This window comes from Spirosoma sp. KNUC1025 (assembly GCF_045160025.1).
Lineage (GTDB): Bacteria > Bacteroidota > Bacteroidia > Cytophagales > Spirosomataceae > Spirosoma.
The window spans coordinates 2824063-2841102 of record NZ_CP087139.1 but is presented as its reverse complement, the minus strand read 5'-3'; the positions used below and the strand labels follow the sequence as shown (position 1 = coordinate 2841102).

At 47.6% G+C, this 17040-nt stretch carries 20 protein-coding genes and 1 pseudogene; 14 read left to right on the top strand and 7 right to left on the bottom strand.

Translation table 11 applies throughout. From position 1 onward, the window contains the following. The first annotated feature begins 53 nt into the window (after positions 1 to 53). From LN737_RS12330 to LN737_RS12310, 5 genes are all read left to right on the top strand, one after another. Positions 54 to 380 carry a helix-turn-helix transcriptional regulator gene (locus tag LN737_RS12330; protein ID WP_405519227.1) on the top strand — a complete coding sequence of 109 codons (327 nt, stop codon included), beginning with the start codon at positions 54 to 56 and terminating at the stop codon, positions 378 to 380. Positions 381 to 622: 242 nt separating this feature from the next. After that, complete coding sequence (arsN2, locus tag LN737_RS12325; protein WP_405519226.1) at positions 623 to 1057, top strand: arsenic resistance N-acetyltransferase ArsN2; 435 nt, start codon at positions 623 to 625, stop codon at positions 1055 to 1057. A gap of 3 nt (positions 1058 to 1060) precedes the next feature. Beyond that, positions 1061 to 1477 (top strand): arsenate reductase ArsC, encoded by a 417-nt coding sequence (locus LN737_RS12320; protein ID WP_405519224.1) that lies wholly within the window; start codon positions 1061 to 1063, stop codon positions 1475 to 1477. Positions 1478 to 1499: 22 nt separating this feature from the next. Beyond that, positions 1500 to 2192, top strand: a complete 693-nt coding sequence (gene recO / locus LN737_RS12315) for a DNA repair protein RecO (RefSeq protein ID WP_405519222.1) — start codon at positions 1500 to 1502, stop codon at positions 2190 to 2192. Between the two features lie 79 nt (positions 2193 to 2271). Then, positions 2272 to 2985: a hypothetical protein gene (locus LN737_RS12310; protein WP_405519221.1), complete on the top strand. Its 714-nt coding sequence runs from the start codon at positions 2272 to 2274 to the stop codon at positions 2983 to 2985. A 20-nt stretch (positions 2986 to 3005) separates the two neighbouring features. On the opposite strand, the gene lptB is transcribed toward LN737_RS12310, so the two are convergent. Both lptB and recJ read right to left on the bottom strand, forming a co-directional pair. Continuing rightward, the gene (gene lptB, locus LN737_RS12305) at positions 3006 to 3737 is read right to left on the bottom strand and encodes an LPS export ABC transporter ATP-binding protein (RefSeq protein ID WP_405519219.1); all 732 of its coding nucleotides are present in this window, start codon (positions 3735 to 3737) and stop codon (positions 3006 to 3008) included. Positions 3738 to 3829: 92 nt separating this feature from the next. After that, positions 3830 to 5566 (bottom strand): single-stranded-DNA-specific exonuclease RecJ, encoded by a 1737-nt coding sequence (recJ, locus tag LN737_RS12300; RefSeq protein ID WP_405519217.1) that lies wholly within the window; start codon positions 5564 to 5566, stop codon positions 3830 to 3832. A 41-nt stretch (positions 5567 to 5607) separates the two neighbouring features. On the opposite strand from recJ, the gene LN737_RS12295 reads away from it, so the two are divergent. From LN737_RS12295 to LN737_RS12285, 3 genes are all read left to right on the top strand, one after another. Next, positions 5608 to 6030: a DUF2141 domain-containing protein gene (locus tag LN737_RS12295; RefSeq protein ID WP_405519215.1), complete on the top strand. Its 423-nt coding sequence runs from the start codon at positions 5608 to 5610 to the stop codon at positions 6028 to 6030. Positions 6031 to 6174: 144 nt separating this feature from the next. After that, positions 6175 to 7647 (top strand): IMP dehydrogenase, encoded by a 1473-nt coding sequence (guaB, locus tag LN737_RS12290; RefSeq protein WP_405519213.1) that lies wholly within the window; start codon positions 6175 to 6177, stop codon positions 7645 to 7647. Positions 7648 to 7853: 206 nt separating this feature from the next. Continuing rightward, complete coding sequence (locus LN737_RS12285; RefSeq protein WP_405519211.1) at positions 7854 to 8804, top strand: aldo/keto reductase; 951 nt, start codon at positions 7854 to 7856, stop codon at positions 8802 to 8804. Positions 8805 to 8940: 136 nt separating this feature from the next. On the opposite strand, the gene LN737_RS12280 is transcribed toward LN737_RS12285, so the two are convergent. The 3 genes from LN737_RS12280 to mazG all read right to left on the bottom strand — a co-directional run bounded on the left by LN737_RS12280 (position 8941) and on the right by mazG (position 11879). Continuing rightward, the gene (locus LN737_RS12280; protein WP_405519210.1) at positions 8941 to 9957 is read right to left on the bottom strand and encodes a hypothetical protein; all 1017 of its coding nucleotides are present in this window, start codon (positions 9955 to 9957) and stop codon (positions 8941 to 8943) included. Between the two features lie 239 nt (positions 9958 to 10196). After that, a complete protein-coding gene (locus LN737_RS12275; RefSeq protein WP_405519208.1) occupies positions 10197 to 10979 on the bottom strand; it encodes a metallophosphoesterase in 783 nt (260 codons plus the stop codon). A gap of 84 nt (positions 10980 to 11063) precedes the next feature. After that, positions 11064 to 11879, bottom strand: coding sequence for a nucleoside triphosphate pyrophosphohydrolase (gene mazG, locus LN737_RS12270; RefSeq protein ID WP_405519206.1), 816 nt, complete (start codon positions 11877 to 11879; stop codon positions 11064 to 11066). A gap of 189 nt (positions 11880 to 12068) precedes the next feature. On the opposite strand from mazG, the gene LN737_RS12265 reads away from it, so the two are divergent. Genes LN737_RS12265 through LN737_RS12245 form a run of 5 tightly spaced genes read left to right on the top strand, consistent with a single transcriptional unit; the run spans position 12069 to position 14348 of the window. Continuing rightward, positions 12069 to 12773 (top strand): DUF1361 domain-containing protein, encoded by a 705-nt coding sequence (locus tag LN737_RS12265; protein ID WP_405519204.1) that lies wholly within the window; start codon positions 12069 to 12071, stop codon positions 12771 to 12773. Between the two features lie 13 nt (positions 12774 to 12786). After that, positions 12787 to 12993 (top strand): hypothetical protein, encoded by a 207-nt coding sequence (locus LN737_RS12260; protein WP_405519202.1) that lies wholly within the window; start codon positions 12787 to 12789, stop codon positions 12991 to 12993. Continuing rightward, positions 12990 to 13364: a diacylglycerol kinase family protein gene (locus tag LN737_RS12255; protein ID WP_405519200.1), complete on the top strand. Its 375-nt coding sequence runs from the start codon at positions 12990 to 12992 to the stop codon at positions 13362 to 13364. The genes LN737_RS12260 and LN737_RS12255 overlap by 4 nt, the downstream gene beginning before the upstream one ends. A gap of 40 nt (positions 13365 to 13404) precedes the next feature. Next, a complete protein-coding gene (locus LN737_RS12250; RefSeq protein ID WP_405520391.1) occupies positions 13405 to 14052 on the top strand; it encodes a hypothetical protein in 648 nt (215 codons plus the stop codon). Next, complete coding sequence (locus tag LN737_RS12245) at positions 14049 to 14348, top strand: transcriptional regulator (RefSeq protein ID WP_405519198.1); 300 nt, start codon at positions 14049 to 14051, stop codon at positions 14346 to 14348. The genes LN737_RS12250 and LN737_RS12245 overlap by 4 nt, the downstream gene beginning before the upstream one ends. Positions 14349 to 14485: 137 nt before the next feature. On the opposite strand, the gene LN737_RS12240 is transcribed toward LN737_RS12245, so the two are convergent. Further along, complete coding sequence (locus LN737_RS12240) at positions 14486 to 15193, bottom strand: hypothetical protein (protein ID WP_405519196.1); 708 nt, start codon at positions 15191 to 15193, stop codon at positions 14486 to 14488. 137 nt (positions 15194 to 15330) lie between these two features. Further along, a pseudogene (nhaD, locus tag LN737_RS12235) lies at positions 15331 to 16625 on the bottom strand (sodium:proton antiporter NhaD). A 75-nt stretch (positions 16626 to 16700) separates the two neighbouring features. Between nhaD and LN737_RS12230 the strand changes: the two are divergent. Continuing rightward, a complete protein-coding gene (locus LN737_RS12230) occupies positions 16701 to 17030 on the top strand; it encodes a hypothetical protein (protein ID WP_405519194.1) in 330 nt (109 codons plus the stop codon). Positions 17031 to 17040 lie beyond the last annotated feature (10 nt).

The window sequence follows — 17040 nt, the reverse complement described above, 5'->3', positions numbered from 1 at the left end:
TTTTACTTTATCGTAATATTGCGATCAATTATCTATTGATTGAATTTATAAAGATGGGATTGACAAAAACCGAAATATTCACTGAGCACGAAAACCGTGTAGCGGAGCTTGCCAAGGCGTTTGCCCATCCGGCTCGGGTAGCTATTCTACAATTGTTGATTGAGCGAAAAGCCTGTATATGTGGCGATCTGGTCGACGAGCTTCCACTGGCGCAGGCTACGGTATCACAGCACTTGAAAGAGCTTAAACGTATCGGCATCATCAAAGGCAGTATCGATCCGCCCCGCGTCTGCTATTGTATTAATGAAACGGTTTGGGAAGAAGCGCGTCAATTATTTGCAGGTTTTATGAACCAGCCTGTTGAACAGAGCTGCTGTTAATTTTTTAGCCCTCAATCATCGCAATAATGCGATAATTTTTAAACTGGCTTCGAAGCACGTACATACATTTTTCACGTTTAATCACGATGAATCATGGAAATAGCTGATTGCTGTGAAATCGACGATTGTTGCACCGACAACGGCGAGTGCTGTTGCGATGCAGACTGCTGTTAGTCTGTGTATCAATTTCCCGAAAGGGAAGCTTTTCGGGAAGTTTACGGTCAATTATTATTCTCAAAAACATGTCTATTGCAATCAAACCCGCTGATGCCGAACAGGTCCCTGAACTGGCCCAGCTCCTGAACCGCAATCACTTATCGGCTGATGATTTGCCACAGGACTTATCTCATTTCTGGCTGGCGGTTGCAGACGGTCAGATTATTGGCTCAATTGGGATAGAGATTTACGGGCAAGTCGGTCTGTTACGTTCGGTTTGTGTCGATGAAAATTACCGGAGTCGGGGTATTGCGCAAAAACTTTTTAACACGGCTCATGAGGCTGCCAGGCAACAGTCCGTCAGTAACTTGTATCTGCTTACTACTACGGCTGACCGTTACTTCGAACGGTTCGGATTTCAACGTGTCAATCGCAGTGAAGCTCCCGAATCAATTCAGCAGACAACTCAGTTTAGTTTGCTTTGCCCGTCTTCGGCCGTTGTCATGAAACAAACTTTCTAACTTATGAAACGAATACTGGTACTTTGCACAGGCAATTCGACACGTAGCCAAATAGCACATGGTTATCTTCAACACTTTGCCGGTGATCGGGCCGAGGTGTTAAGCGCCGGGGTCGAAACACACGGACTAAACCCGAAAGCCGTTCAAATCATGGCTGAAGATGGCATTGATATTAGCCATCATACGTCGAACCTGGTCGATGAATACGCTGATCTGCCTATTGATTATGTGATTACAGTCTGCGACAACGCAAACGAACGCTGCCCGGTCTGGATAGGACGAACGCACCGCATTCACCGGAATTTTACCGACCCATCGAAAGCAACGGGCTCACCCGAACAAATCATGACTACGTACCGGGCAGTGCGGAATGAGATTCGGGAGTTCAGCCAAAAATTTGTGGAAAAAGAGTTAACTTAGTAGGCTCAGGCACTACTAAAAAATGCTGCAAAAAACACAGGGCATTGCCCTTAGCTATATCCGCTACCGCGAAACCTCCATCATTGTCCGTATTTATACCGAAGAGTTCGGCTTACAAAGTTACCTGGTCAATGGCGTTCGGTCGGCCCGGAGCAAGAACAACAAAATTGCGCTGTTCCAGCCGCTGACCTTACTCGACATGGTCGTGTATAACAAACCCGATCGGGATCTACATCGGCTTTCGGAGGTCAAAACCAGCCATCCGTTTCAGAGTTTGCCGTTCGAAGTAGCGAAATCGACAATTGCGATGTTCGTGACGGAGTTTCTGAATAAAGTCCTGAAAGAGGAAACCAATAACCCTGCCTTATTTCGGTTTCTGGTAAACGCCGTATTGTTTCTGGAAGAGGCTCGTACAAACTACGAGAATTTTCACCTGACTTTTCTGCTGAAATTGTCGTTTTTTCTGGGTTTCGGTCCCGAATCAGCCCGTGAATTTGACAATCAGCTTCGCGAAAATTCGTATCCGTTCCTTCCGGATAATGAGATGGAAACCGCCCTGAATATCATGCTTCGCCAACCGCTCGGCACGCCCATCAAACTAACCCGTTCGGCCCGTAATGAACTGCTCGACGCCCTGGTCGCTTATTATCAGATTCATATTGATTCAATCGGTGAAGTGAAGTCCCTGCCGGTTTTACGAGAAGTTCTTGGTTAGCACGCTGGATTTGGAACTTGTTTCATAATTTCAAACCGAACTTTTGTGTAGGCTGGCCACCATCTCTAATTATTACGTTGTGAAACTCACTAAAGCCGGGCTATTTCTTTTAACCCTTACAGGGCTTTTCTGTTGCCGAACAGTTTCCGAATTGGCAAAGTATCAATTATCAGATGGATACTACAAAAGCGCTGTTTTCGATCAAAAAAGTAAGCTTGTCTATATTGACAACAGTGAGGATATAATTTCTATTTATCTGGCGGATCAAGCGACAAAAAACGTCGATACGATAAGCAATCCCAAGCGCAAGCTACCGCAAACGGTTTCGGATATCACGCTCAAGTCCAATACGTTCAGGCAGGCAAGTTTGGACATCGATTTTCTGACCATTCCCTTTAAATACAGACCTCGCCTGGATGCATTTCCGCGACAGTTCAATACGAATCTGAATGGGGCTGTTTATGTCGGCTACCGCAACGATATTTATCAACTTCGTTACGATAAAACGCCGTTAAAAAACTACCAGCGACAAACCCGGCACTACGGCTACTCTATTGGTTTATTAACTGGGCTGGGAGGTACGACCATAAATTCGTCTGTTACCAATAATCAAATTACCTATGAATATGACGGGCTGGTCTGGTCGAAAGGTATTGCAGGTATTATTGGCGTCAATAACTTCACAATCGGTTTAGCCGTTGGTTTTGATGACCTCCTTGATTACAATAAAACCTATTGGATCTATCAGACAAAGCCATGGATTGGTCTGGCGTTCGGGTTGAATCTGAATTAAATCATGTCTCGGCTCTGGCCCTAAATTTTTCGCTTCAACTCAAAATGCTGCCCTAGATACAGCCGCCGAACCTGTTCATCATTAGCTAACTCTTCGGCAGTACCTTGTTTTAATATTTTTCCTTCGAACAGCAGATACGCCCGGTCGGTGATGGAGAGCGTTTCGTTTACGTTGTGGTCGGTAATGAGGATGCCGATATTCCGGTGCTTGAGCTTCGCCACAATGCTTTGAATATCTTCTACTGCAATCGGATCGACGCCCGCAAAGGGTTCATCCAGCAGAATAAATTTCGGATCAACGGCCAGAGCGCGGGCAATTTCAGTACGTCGGCGTTCGCCACCCGACAGCACTTTCCCTTTGCTTTTACGTACGTGCGTCAGGCTGAATTCGTCCAGCAGTTCTTCTACTTTTTCTTTCCGCTGCCGTTTGGGCATATCGGTCATTTCAAGCACGGCCAGTACGTTTTCTTCTACCGTCAGGTCACGAAAAACCGACGCTTCCTGCGCCAGATACCCCAGGCCAAGACGCGCCCGCTTATACATCGGCAAATCCGTTACGTCGGTATCGTCAATGAACACCTTTCCGCTGTTAGGTTTCACCAAGCCGACAGCCATGTAGAATGACGTCGTTTTCCCCGCACCGTTTGGTCCCAGCAAGCCAACAATTTCGCCCGTTTCAACCTGATACGATACGTTATTATTGACAAACCGCGACCCGTATTTTTTGATTAAATTTTCTGTTCTGAGAATCATAAAGTAGTCGAGTTAATCAGTTGATGAATGAGCTGGAGCGTTAATGAGTGTTGAGGCATTAGCCGCGATTAACTGACCAACCCACCGCCTGACTAACTGTATTTCACATCCTTAAGCATCAATTGCAGCGAAACATTTCCGTTGAAAAAATTCTGTTCAACCTGGTAGCAAATCGAGAAAGGCTTACCCGATCGAAGCTGGTGGGCAATGTGCGCAAAGCCAAAGCCAATGGCCGTTAACGTATGACCGGTTCGGCCCTGACGTACGCTCATTTTCAGGTGTTTCTCTTTCATAATAATTGGCTCTCCAACCATGTACACATCCTCCGTTTTGAACACAGGCTGCATATTATGTGGTCCGAAAGGCCCCATCTGCTTTACAATGCGCACGAGTTTGTCAGATATGTCGCTGAAATCCAGGTCGAGGTCTATGTCGATTAACGGAGTCAAATGCTCTTCCTTTATTCGGCTCGACACCACTTCTTCAAACTTCCGGCGAAATGCGTCGATGTTACTGACGGGCATGGTCATACCGGCGGCAAACGTGTGACCACCAAACTGCTCGAGCAAATCAGCACACTCTTCAATAGCTTCGTACACATCGAAACCCGGTACCGACCGCGCTGATCCAGCCGCTTTATCATTCGATTGCGTCAGAATAATCGTGGGGCGATGAAAATGCTCAATACACCGCGATGCTACAATTCCGATTACCCCTTTATGCCAGCTGGCGTCGAATAAAACCGTACTCTTGGCTTTCGTGAGCACCTCACTCTGCCGTATCATATCCAGCGCCTGCTCAGTCATGGTACTGTCGAATTCGCGTCGGCTGTTGTTGTGTTTATTGATTGCCATCGCAAACTCGTCAGCCTCCTCCTCCGATTCGGCCAGCAACAGCTGCACAGCCGCTTTGGCATGCTGAATTCGGCCGGCAGCGTTGATACGTGGGCCCAGCCCAAATACCAGATTGGTAATATCCAGCTCCCGCGAAAAGCCCGCTACTTTAATTAACGCTTTTAACCCCACGCGAGGTGCCGCGTTAAGATATTTTAAGCCATAATAGGCAAGCACCCGGTTTTCGCCAGTGAGGGGCACAATGTCCGATGCGATGCTAACCGCTACCAGATCAAGGTAGGGATGCAGCCGTTCAACCGCAATTTCAGCCTGCGCACAAAACGCCTGCAGCAATTTAAAGCCTACACCACAGCCACTTAATTCTTTATACGGATATCGACAGTCGTCCCGCTTGGGGTCCAGTACAGCACTTGCATCGGGCAGTTCGGAGCCGGGGCGGTGGTGATCACAGATGATAAAGTCAACACCCAGGGATTTTGCTTCCGCTACGCGTTCAACGGATTTGACCCCACAGTCGAGCGCAATAATGAGGGAAAAACCATTTTCGGCTGCCCATTCAATGCCCTGCCGTGAAATCCCGTACCCTTCTTTATATCGATCAGGAATATAATAATCAATGGCCGCATGATAGTTCTTCAGGAAGCCATAGACGAGCGCAACCGACGTAGTGCCATCCACATCGTAATCGCCATAGATGAGGATTTTTTCCTCACTTTGTATCGCCTTCTGCAGCCTCTCGATAGCCCGGTCCATGTCTTTCATATCGAACGGGTTGTGCAGATGCCCCATTTCAGGCCGGAAAAAGGTCCGGGCTTCTTCATAGGTATGCACACCTCGTTGAACCAACAGAGCTGCCAGTACCGAACTAACCCCCAACAACTGAGTTAATGACTCAATAGCAACCTGCTGTTCGGCAGAATCCGGAAAAGGTCTGGTAAGCCATCGTTTCGGAGAAGTAGGAAGCTGTGCTATCATATTTGCAAAATAAGTTCGTTTTTTACAAAAACACTGCGTTTATGTTCCACTGGGTTTCACTTTTCAGTTTGTTTTTGACGACCTTCAGCCTTCCCCCGTCACCCCCGAAGGCTAGTTTAAAGGTTGATGTTCATAACGTTCAGACGTTGACAGGGGCCGTCTATATCGCCCTGTTCAAGCCAGGAAAAGAATTTCCGGATGGGAAACCTATCGAAGGAAAAAAACTGAACGCAACGAGTCATAGCGTCCAGACAACCTTTTCGATTGATCCGGGCGAATACGCAGTTGCTGTTTTTCACGACGAGAATGGAAATGGCAAAATGGACAAACGTATTTTCGGAATACCGAAAGAGCCGTATGGGTTCAGCAATAATTTCCGCCCTAAAATGTCGGCTCCTAAATTTAGCGACTGCCAGTTTACGCTCGGGGAAGGTGGGAAGTCGATAAATATTACGGTGAAATAGCCTGAATCTGGGTTTTGGCGATGGTCTTTGATGTAAGAACTCTCATCAAAAGCAAAATCATTGACTTCATTCCAATCTGATGAATTCCGGTTCAGATTTTTTGTGTATCTTTGTCCGGCAAATAACACAACCTGCTATTTGCATATGAGCTTAGATACCAGTAAGTTTCTTTACGAGGCTCTCACCTACGACGACGTACTGCTCCTTCCCGCCTATTCGGAGGTTCTTCCCCGCGATACGCAAACTACCACCCAGCTTACCCGCGCAATCCGCCTGAATATACCGCTGATTTCAGCAGCTATGGACACGGTTACGGAATCGGCATTGGCCATTGCCATGGCTCAGGAGGGAGGCATCGGGATTATCCATAAAAATATGAGCGTAGAAGCTCAGGCCGATCAGGTCCGCAAGGTCAAGCGTTCGGAAAGTGGAATGATCATTGACCCCATCACACTCTCTGAAACCGCTACGTTAGGCGATGCGCACAAGATTATGCGCGAATCAAAAATCGGTGGCATTCCGGTTGTTGACGAGAGCGGAAAATTGGTGGGTATTCTGACCAACCGGGATTTGCGCTTTCAGAGCGAACTGTCGAAGCCGGTTACCGATGTTATGACCCGCGAAAAGCTTATCACCGCACGCGAAGGTCTGACACTGGAGGAGGCCGAAAGTATTCTGCAGCAGTACCGTATTGAGAAATTGCCCATCGTAAACGACGATTACCACCTTGTTGGGCTGATTACTTATAAAGATATTCTGAAAAAGAAGAGTCATCCCAACGCCTGCAAAGACGAGCTGGGCCGTTTGCGCGTCGGTGCCGCCGTCGGTGTAACGCCCGACCTAACCCGACGTATCGAGGCTCTCGTGAAAGCGGGGGTCGACGTGATTAGCGTCGATACCGCCCATGGCCATTCAAAAGGGGTACTGGATGCTGTACGGGGAATCAAACAGCAGTTTCCCAAACTTCAGGTCATTGCCGGTAACGTAGCAACCGGCGAAGGCGCAAAAGCACTGGCTGATGCGGGTGCTGATGCCGTGAAAGTTGGAGTCGGACCGGGCAGCATCTGTACAACCCGGATCATTGCCGGTATCGGGATGCCCCAGCTAACAGCCGTTTACGAATCTGCCAAAGCGCTACAGGGCACCGATGTTCCGGTTATTGCTGACGGTGGAATTCGCTTCTCGGGCGACATTACCAAAGCCCTTGCGGGTGGCGCCAGTACGGTTATGATTGGATCGCTGCTGGCCGGCACGGAAGAAGCTCCGGGCGAAGTTGTTCTATACGAAGGTCGTCGGTTCAAAACGTACCGGGGTATGGGTTCTGTAGAAGCCATGGAAGACGGGTCCAAAGACCGTTATTTTCAGGATGCGGAAGATGACATCAAAAAGCTCGTTCCCGAAGGTATCGTCGGCCGCGTACCGTTCAAAGGCAAAGTTTCGGAAATTGTGTATCAGATGGTTGGCGGATTAAAGGCTGGTATGGGCTACTGCGGTGCCGCCGACATTCCTGCGCTGCAACAGGCCAAGTTTGTAAAAATTACCACCGCCGGTTCGCGCGAAAGTCATCCACACGATATTTCAATTCAAAAAGAAGCTCCAAACTATTCAGCGAGGTAAGGCAGAATTAGTTTATGCCCTTACGAATGGACTGATCTTTCTTAAACACAAGGCCTGTTGGTGGAATAATTTATTCCACCAACAGGCCTTGTGTCATTTCTGATGCTACAGTTGGTTATGCAGTTCACGCAAACAGTCTGATCGCTATGGCTGTTGTCCAGTCAGTATGGCCATTAAGGGTAATGGTATCATAACGAATTAACTAAATGGAAAAACGTACGATTGGCCGCTCCGACCTGGCAGTGGCTCCACTCGCTTTTGGCGGAAACGTATTCGGCTGGACGGCCGATGAATCGACCTCTTTTCAATTGCTTGATGCTTTCGTGGATGCAGGCTTCAATCTCATTGATACCGCCGATTCGTACTCGCATTGGGTACCGGGCAACAAGGGGGGCGAATCGGAAACGATTATTGGTAACTGGCTGAAAAAGAGTGGTAAGCGAGATCAGGTCATTATTGCCACAAAAGTTGGTTCTGGATTGGCCAATGGGAAAAAAGACCTTTCGTCGAAATACATTTTACAGGCAGTAGACCAATCCCTTCAACGGCTACAAACCGACCATATTGATTTATACCAGTCACATTACGACGATCTGGAAACGCCAATCGAAGAAACGCTCGAAGCCTTTGGACAGTTGGTCAAAGCCGGTAAGGTACGTTTTATTGGCGCTTCAAATTTTTCGCCTGAGCGGCTTACTCAGTCTTTAGAGATCAGTCAGAAAGAAGGGTACCCGATTTACCAGTGTCTGCAGCCAGCGTATAATTTATACGACCGTCAGAAATACGAAGTACAGTACGAGCCAATTGTTCGCCAGTACGGTCTGGGCGTGATTAACTATTATTCACTTGCCAGTGGGTTTCTTACTGGTAAATACCGCTCAGAAGCTGATTTATCCAAAAGCCCACGGGGCGAGGGAGTCAGGCAGTATCTGGATGAGCGCGGTATGCGTATTCTAAAGGCGCTTGATGAAGTAGCTGAAGAGTATAAGGCAACGCCCGCACAAATTTCGCTGGCCTGGCTGATTGACCATCCTACAATAACGGCCCCTATTGCCAGTGTAACCAGCGTTATGCAGTTTGAGGATATTGCTAAAGCCGTTACGATCAGGCTTGATCGTTCAGCGCTGGACAGGCTGGCCTCAGCGAGTTCTTTCTAGCTCCGGCCGGTATATTTCACAGGCGGGTTCAGGCTACTGCTTTTGGGAGGAGTAAGTTCTGAACCCGCGTTCTGTTTGCCGGTATTGGATGAAGCCGAGTAGCCGGATAGCAACACCTATTTTTTTACGTGTTTTCTTACTGTTTATCCAGTAAGCATCTGGCCGCAGCCTGCACCTGCTGAGCACGGCCAATGTTGACACTGTCTTCCATGAAGTGCCGATTGTGCGTATTCAGTCGGTACTCCTTTATTAATTTTTGCGATAAAATACGCAACTGGTCAGGTGTTAAACTGTAATAAACCAAAAGGTTAGAATCGACGGCAGAACTGAACAAGTGTAGTGAAACGTCAGATTCTGACTCCTGAATCGGGTCGAAATTCATAACCGTTTTATCGTCCAGCAGGAGCATAAAGGGTTTGCCTTTATCCACATATAACTCATGTAGGCCGGGTTTGGAAGCATAAAGTCCGAGGGATAAATTAGTCCCCTCTCGTTGGAAAATCAGCGACACTTCCAGATCCTCAATGCCAGCCAGCGTAGACGCTCCTCTGCCCAATAGAATATTGCCGGCTTTTCGGCCACGTAAGACAGCCTTCGAGGCTATGATGTTCGTTTTAGTAAATTTATCGAACCAGCTTTTACAATAATCCGCTCTTTTACTATCCTTTGCCAGCTCCGTTTTCGTTTCCGGGGCAGCCTGTGCTTTCTGACTCTGAGGAGTTGGCTTCGATGTGCTGGCCATCATAAGCTGGACAATAGCATCGGGCACTCTGGCATTTTTGAGCTGTATAAGCCCATCCGTATTAACGCTATAGTTTGCGCCAGAAGCCATTATCTTTTGTTTCAGCAGTCGATTCGACAACCGGGCTTCGTGTAGTTTGATGACATCCTCATTGGTGAGAACGTCCGACTGTTTAGTTACCTGCAACATCTCCTCCAAAACAGGTTCGGCTATATTGGCGGCAATCAGCGTTTGCAGGCCCGAGGTCGTCAAATCGAAATTGGTGCGTGAGGTATGAATTTTATCAGTGATCAGCCGATTCGACACCTTTGATTTACTCATTTTGATAATGTCCTCATTGGTCAGTATATCCTGGGCTATACTGGAAATACGACTCAAAAGTGACAGGGCAACGATTAAAACAAAACGCATATTAATGTGGAAAATAGGTTAAACATGCGGCAAACATATTTAAAAGCCGTTTTTAAAACAACAAACAAGTAATCAATATGCATATTTAGGTATATAATAAAATATACTGATAACACGTAATATACACGTTAATACGCACAAAAGGCGGGTAGCTCCAGAATGACTATACCTGTCGGGGTTAGTTATTCTGGAGCTACCCGCCTTCCGATGTAGTTCGGCATTTAGCAGTAACGTATTGACTAGGTTTGTTTTGGTGAGCTATCAGCCTGCGTCATGCGCTTTTTGGTAGGCTCAAGGTAATGGACGGCGCTGATGGTACCGTGAGTAGTTAAATTGATTTCACGAATTCCAATACGGTAATTATCAACAGCAAATCCGGCGGTATCCTGTTTCATCTGGTAAAACGTTGAAGGCGTCAGCAGCACCAATAGGTTACCCCGTAAGACTTCCTTTTCGACGTGATAATGGCCGCAAACCACCGTAACATGGCACGGAAGGTCCTTTACAAGCGCCAGAAATTCGTCAGGTTGCCGAAACGGATAATTCGTATCCATAAATAGCACATCGGCAGGTATAGGTGGATGGTGCATGAAAACCAGCACATTGGTATCACGTAATGCACTCATATAGTCGCGAAGCCAGGCCCATTGTTCGGGAGAGAAAACACCTTTCGACGAATCCAGAAATAACGTTGGGCGCCCTTCCAGGGGTAAGGCGTAATACAACTCGTTATCATGCAAATCGTGCGTCATTCGAAATACGTCGGCAAGCAAAGCTGAGTCATCATGATTTCCAGAAATGACGTAATACGGAAACGGCAAAGGGTCCAGCTGCCTTTTAACCCACTCATAAACGCTTCGATCAGCACCGGTGTTACAAACGTCGCCCCCAATAACTAAACAGGTGGGTTTGAGCTGTTTGATGCTCTCCAGCGCATCCAGAAAGTTCTGCCGTACATCAACGCCCTGTGGTTCTTCGCCTGCCGCGCCTACGTGTATATCCGTTATAAAAGCTATTCTCATATTGTCTGAAACAGAATTTTAACAAGATTAAAAAGATTGTCAAGATTTTACCTAATCGCCAATCCTGTGAATCCTTTCATCCGGTTAAAATCCGGGAGCAGTTTTCGCTTCATTCCAAAATACGTCCATTTCGGCGAGGGTCATCTCTGTTAATTTTTTGCCATTGGCACGAGCCCGTTCTTCCAGATACTGAAAGCGTTTGATAAACTTCTTATTCGTACGTTCCAGAGCTGTTTCAGGATTGATGTCGATAAAACGAGCGTAGTTGACAAGCGAAAATAACAGATCCCCGAATTCCTCTTCAGCGCGCTGGTGGTCAATGGTTTCGTTGGAGTCGACATTAAATTCCGCCTTGAATTCCTGCATCTCCTCCTCCACTTTTTCCCAAACCTGTTGCTTCTCGTCCCAATCGAATCCGGCTCCCCGCGCTTTCTCCTGTATTCGCATGGCTTTCACCAGGGCGGGCAGCGAACCCGGCACACCGCCCAAAACCGACCTATTCCCTTCTTTAAGCTTAAGCTGCTCCCAATTAGCCTTGACCTGCTCTTCGGTTTCGGCTATCGTATCGCCATAAATGTGCGGATGCCGGCTTATGAGTTTATCACAAACGCTAGTCAATACGTCGGCCATGTCGAAATCACCCGTTTCCGACGCGATTTTGGCATAAAAAATCAAATGCAATTGAATATCACCCAGCTCTTTACGTATTTCTGGCATGTCTTTTTCCAGAATAGCGTCAGAAAGTTCGTATGTTTCTTCAATGGTCAGATGCCGTAGGCTATCCATCGTTTGTTTGCGGTCCCAAGGGCATTGTTCGCGCAATTCATCCATGATGGTCAGCAGCCTATCGAAAGCCATCAGCTGTTCCTGACGGCGGGGAGATAATTGATCAAAATTCATTCAGGAGACAATCAAAGGCTGTTTTTGCTTTTGGGTAAAGATAATAGAATTCAACGCAACACGACTCAGAATTAAGCAGTCTACTGCAATCGGCGAGTCGAAGCGGTTTTAATTTTTTATTTTTTCACTCCTCTCCTTGACAATCAAACAATTTATCCACTTACTTTGCAGTACAAAGTACTTTTAGATATGCAACAGATTATTCCTTCTACGTACCATTCTGGCTTATCATTAGCCCGGGATGCCCAGCCCGGCAAAGGGCTAAAAGCGTTGGCGCTGCTCACTCTAACCGGCTTAACCCTGGTTATTACACGCGGCCTGATTACGGGGAACTGGTGGTTTTTCGTTATGCTGACCTGGAATCTGTTTCTAGCCTGGTTTCCGCTCGGTGTGGTACTGGTCCTGCGCGATCTGCGGCAAAGCGGCTTTCGCAGTAAGTGGCTGTTGACTGGAGGCTTAGCTGTCTGGCTGGCTTTTCTGCCCAATGCCCCCTATATCATCACCGACCTGTATCATATCAAGAGCATCGACAATCCGTTGCTTTGGTTCGATACGATGTCGCTGTTTCTGTTTGCTTTGACCGGGCTATTGATCGGGCTTTATTCCATACTGATTGTTCACCGCATGGTACGTTCGCTGGCGGGTGACTGGCAGACATGGCTCCTGATTCTTGGGAGTCAACTCTTATCGGGATTCGGCATTTATCTGGGCAGGTTCGGGCGTTGGAACAGTTGGGACGTACTGACCCGGCCCTCATCGCTCACGCGAGCCATTGCTCGAGCCTATCAGGATCATTTGAGTCTGAAACTCACTCTGGGCTACGGATTCGTTTTGATTGCTTTATACGTAGCATTCTTCTGGTACGTCGAACACGAAGCCAAAGCAACGACCTAGCAACCCAGGCGCCATGAAAGCGATACACCTTTGGCTACTCCTACTGCTCACGCTGCTGACCTGCCTGATTGCCGACGAAAAACTGTTTAATCCGGGAAAATTCCTTCGACACGATAAGTTTATATTCGCCGTTCAGCGGGTATCGATGGCACCGTATTTGGCCAATGCCAGTCTGAATCTACGGAAGTGCGCCTATTTTAATGATAGATTTGCGGGATGATCAATTTCCGTAAAGTGCTACGTAGTTTCCGGTTTGCCGGTCAGGGAATTATCGACTTGTTCCGGTATGAAAACAATGCCAAAGTGCATCTGCTCATCGCGGGATTAGTCGTTCTGGTCGGACTTTATTGTCAATTAAGCCGCACGGAATGGGCCATTATTCTAACACAAATTGGGTTGGTATGGGCCGCAGAAGCCTTCAATACAGCCATTGAAAAACTCTGTGATTTTGTTTCGCCGGGTATTCATCCTAAAATCAAAGCGATCAAAGACCTATCGTCGGGGGCGGTGCTGATTCTGACCATTTCCGCTGTCCTCGTTGGTCTCATTATCCTCGGAAGCCATTTACTGAACATCCTCTTCTCGTACTAATTAGCCCGTTTTTTTACACATTCGCTCTTTACCCATGTCCATGTACGAATCGCGCGAACATTTACAGACCCTGACGGAAATCCGCAGCCTGATGGAGCGTTCCTCCAAATTTTTATCGCTAAGTGGTTTATCAGGCGTATCTGCTGGCCTGATTGCTCTGGCGGGTGCCGCTGTCGTATATATGCGTCGACAAACGGATTGGTTTAGCGCCATAAGCGACGCTCAATTATACGTAGCCGATCCTACCAACCATCTGGCGATCAAGCAATTTCTGGTAACCGTAGCAGTTGTTGTGTTAGTGCTGGCTTTACTGTCTGGCTCCTATTTCACGATCCGAAAGGCGCGTCGGCAGGGATTAAGTGTATGGAACACATCGTCGAAGCGGTTGTTAGGGGCCATAGCTGTACCGTTGGCTGCGGGTGGTGTATTCTGTCTGGCTCTCCTGCATTATAATCTAATCTGGTTAGCCTTGCCAGCCACGCTCATTTTTTACGGCTTAGCTTTGCTGAACGGTAGCAAGTATACCCTCCGCGATGTTGAATCGCTGGCTTATTGCGAAATCGCTTTGGGGCTGCTGTCGTTGTTCTGGCCGGGTTACAATTTATTGACCTGGTCCATCGGCTTTGGCGTACTACACATTGTATACGGCATGGCTATGTATTATAAATATGAACGTACTACCTCATGAAATACGAACTGCTGGCTCAGTTTAACAAAGCTTTTGAAAGCAAAGCGCGGCTAAGCATCATGTCGGTTCTAGTGGTTAATGACTCCCTGAGTTTCAATGCACTGAAAGAACTGCTCGGCTTAACCGATGGCAACCTTGCTACGCACCTGCGCGCGCTGGAAGAGTCGGGCTATGTAGCCGTACAAAAGCAGTTCGTCGGCCGTAAACCTAACACAACGTATTCCGCTACCGAGGCTGGTCAACAGGCGTTTACCGACCACCTGAACGCCTTGGAAGAGTTCATCAGAAATATGTAAATGCTCGTTACTCCGGGTTTTCGGGTTAACAGGTTCGATTGTCCTTTTCATGTTGAAAACTGAGGACATTAGACGATACGTTTGTCGACTCGAAAAATCTGCCTGCCAATTATCCACCAATCGTTCCACGCTCCTGTTTACTGAGTAAACTCTGAATCTTTCAACCCCTTGTTAATTTTTACGTTATCGACCGACATGGTCATTGGCCCGCGTGGCGATTGCTGCTGCATCGTCATGGGTAATTTGATTCCGTTCGAATCCTTATAATCTGAGAACGTAGTGGTTGTCGTCATATCGCCCTGTTGCGATTTCATCGTCATTGTCGACTGAACTTTCAGGCCGGTTGTTGCATCGAAATTATCTGTCCAGGTCGATGCGCCATCAGACGTTGTATGGCTGAGTTTGTAGGTATCTCTCCCATCTACTTTTTCGGGGCCGACCAGGGTTGTTTTCACGCCATTTTCAGCGTAGTGCAGTTCGGGGAAAAGAGTCGCCATGATGGTCATCTGCTGGGCTGCGGCTCCTTCAATTGTACGGCTGCCCTGCATACCGCCCATAACGACCTTAGAGCCATCACCCGTTTGTTTCATCACTTCCATCCCGTTGGCATTGACGACCATGGCAAATTTGTTCGGAAGTTTCTGTTTACGCGTAATCAGAATTGTGCCCATTTGCCCTTCACTAGTCATACTGGTCGTCATGTCGGTCACTTTCATAAGCGCGTCTTTGCCACCAATAGCCGCAATGTACTTATCCATTATCTCCTCGGCCGTTGGGGTTGACTGCGCTATTGCCAACTGACACAGGGCAAGCAAAAGACTTGTAAGGCGAATTGTTTTTCTCATGGTTTTAGGAATATGTTTTTCACCAAAGGTAGCCGATCAGCACCAAAACATCAAGTCCAGCAAATACGCTGACAACCAATGACTTATTTTAACAAACAGCCTAAAATCTGTCTATTATCTGATTGCATTTGAAACCATTATTCGAATAGCGCAAACGTCGCCAGGTACACCATTGCACCTGCTACGTAACCAATGAGAGCCAGCCAGCTTATTTTACGGAGATACCAGCCGAATTCCAGTTTTTCCATACCCATAACCGCTACCCCGGCCGCCGACCCAATCAGCAGCAGACTTCCTCCCGTACCAGCGCAATAGGCCAGAAATTCCCATATTTTGGCGTCAGTCGGGTGTGTTTGCAAATCATACATACCCATAGCAGCCGCCACAATCGGTACGTTATCAACCACAGCCGACACCATACCGATAAGCAGTACGATCACATCCAGATTACCGACCGCCTGGCTCAACGATCCGGCCAGTTCGCGCAGGATTCCTGTTGCTTCCAGCGAGCCAACAGCCAGTAGGATTCCCAGAAAAAAAGGATACTCGACGCGTCAATTCGGCTGAGAGCGTAAGCGGCCGTAAATTTCTGCCGGTCAGACTCATCTTTATCACTATGAATCAGTTCGGATACAACCCACGTAACGCCCAGTACCAGCATCATTCCCATGTAGGGGGGCAGGTGCGTAAAGGTCTTGAAAATTGGAACAAACAACATGCCCCCCAACCCAACCGCCAGCATAATCCGCCGATCACGACGGGCAATGGGCGTTACGTAGGGGCGGCTAATGCCCTGCTTATTCGTTGTCTTTTCTGTTTGCGTTCCGGCTTCGTACATCCGCGTGAGAACCAACAGTGGCAGCAACATAGCCACCAGACTGGGCAGAAGTAGTGTGCGAATAATATTGGCGGTTGTGACCTGCCCCCCAATCCAGAGCATGGTTGTCGTTACGTCGCCAATGGGCGACCACGCTCCGCCCGCGTTGGCCGCAATGATGATCATACCGGCCACAACACGCCGTTGTTCGGCATTTTTGATCAGTTTGCGCGCCACCGAAACCATAACAATCGAGGTTGTGAGGTTATCGAGTAAAGCAGATAAAAAGAAAGCCAGAAAGCTGATAATCCAGAGTAACGTACGAAGGCTTCGGCTGGCAATGCGATCCGTGATGACGGTAAAGCCGTCATGAATATCAATCAATTCAACAACAGTCATCGCGCCCAGCAGGAAGAACAGAATTTCGGATGTTGCCGACAGATGTTCGCCTAAATGATGCATGACAGACTCATAGTCAGCGCTCATCAGGGCATAAGCAGCCCAGCAAAAAACACCGGTAATCAGGGCGGTGGCGGTTTTATTAATTTTGATGGGGTGTTCAAGCGTAATCAGAACGTATCCCGTAATGAAAAGACTGATCAGAAGTAGGCTCATTATACAGTGGGTAACTCAACATGAAATGAATAATTTTGACCGGTATATTGTTCTTCAGGTATAAAAACAATAAGCATGTTTGTTGTCCATATTGCTTCGCTAGGCCCTGACGGTATGGCATTATTTCCGTTCATTCTGGTGCGGCATCCCAACCCCGGTCCTGCTTTGCTGAACCACGAGCGCATTCACCTTCGACAACAGGTAGAACTGGGTATTGTGCTTTTTTACCTGTGGTACGTTCTCGAATACCTTCTCCGGCGGGTTCAATACCGTAATCATTACCTTGCCTATCGGAACATTAGCTTTGAGCGGGAAGCGTTCGCCAACGACGAGAATCTGATCTACCTCAAAAATCGATCGCTTTGGGGATTTTGGCGGTATATCAAAACAAAGAAAGATAAATAAGCGCTCAATT

Bases quoted from the DNA above. Each gene is read 5' to 3' on its own strand.
- LN737_RS12330 (WP_405519227.1), top strand. From the start codon at position 54: ATGGGATTGACAAAAACCGAAATATTCACTGAGCACGAAAACCGTGTA.
- arsN2 (WP_405519226.1), top strand. From the start codon at position 623: ATGTCTATTGCAATCAAACCCGCTGATGCCGAACAGGTCCCTGAACTG.
- LN737_RS12320 (WP_405519224.1), top strand. From the start codon at position 1,061: ATGAAACGAATACTGGTACTTTGCACAGGCAATTCGACACGTAGCCAA.
- recO (WP_405519222.1), top strand. From the start codon at position 1,500: ATGCTGCAAAAAACACAGGGCATTGCCCTTAGCTATATCCGCTACCGC.
- lptB (WP_405519219.1), bottom strand. From the start codon at position 3,737: ATGATTCTCAGAACAGAAAATTTAATCAAAAAATACGGGTCGCGGTTT.
- recJ (WP_405519217.1), bottom strand. From the start codon at position 5,566: ATGATAGCACAGCTTCCTACTTCTCCGAAACGATGGCTTACCAGACCT.
- LN737_RS12295 (WP_405519215.1), top strand. From the start codon at position 5,608: ATGTTCCACTGGGTTTCACTTTTCAGTTTGTTTTTGACGACCTTCAGC.
- guaB (WP_405519213.1), top strand. From the start codon at position 6,175: ATGAGCTTAGATACCAGTAAGTTTCTTTACGAGGCTCTCACCTACGAC.
- LN737_RS12285 (WP_405519211.1), top strand. From the start codon at position 7,854: ATGGAAAAACGTACGATTGGCCGCTCCGACCTGGCAGTGGCTCCACTC.
- LN737_RS12280 (WP_405519210.1), bottom strand. From the start codon at position 9,957: ATGCGTTTTGTTTTAATCGTTGCCCTGTCACTTTTGAGTCGTATTTCC.
- LN737_RS12275 (WP_405519208.1), bottom strand. From the start codon at position 10,979: ATGAGAATAGCTTTTATAACGGATATACACGTAGGCGCGGCAGGCGAA.
- mazG (WP_405519206.1), bottom strand. From the start codon at position 11,879: ATGAATTTTGATCAATTATCTCCCCGCCGTCAGGAACAGCTGATGGCT.
- LN737_RS12265 (WP_405519204.1), top strand. From the start codon at position 12,069: ATGCAACAGATTATTCCTTCTACGTACCATTCTGGCTTATCATTAGCC.
- LN737_RS12260 (WP_405519202.1), top strand. From the start codon at position 12,787: ATGAAAGCGATACACCTTTGGCTACTCCTACTGCTCACGCTGCTGACC.
- LN737_RS12255 (WP_405519200.1), top strand. From the start codon at position 12,990: ATGATCAATTTCCGTAAAGTGCTACGTAGTTTCCGGTTTGCCGGTCAG.
- LN737_RS12250 (WP_405520391.1), top strand. From the start codon at position 13,405: ATGTACGAATCGCGCGAACATTTACAGACCCTGACGGAAATCCGCAGC.
- LN737_RS12245 (WP_405519198.1), top strand. From the start codon at position 14,049: ATGAAATACGAACTGCTGGCTCAGTTTAACAAAGCTTTTGAAAGCAAA.
- LN737_RS12240 (WP_405519196.1), bottom strand. From the start codon at position 15,193: ATGAGAAAAACAATTCGCCTTACAAGTCTTTTGCTTGCCCTGTGTCAG.
- LN737_RS12230 (WP_405519194.1), top strand. From the start codon at position 16,701: ATGTTTGTTGTCCATATTGCTTCGCTAGGCCCTGACGGTATGGCATTA.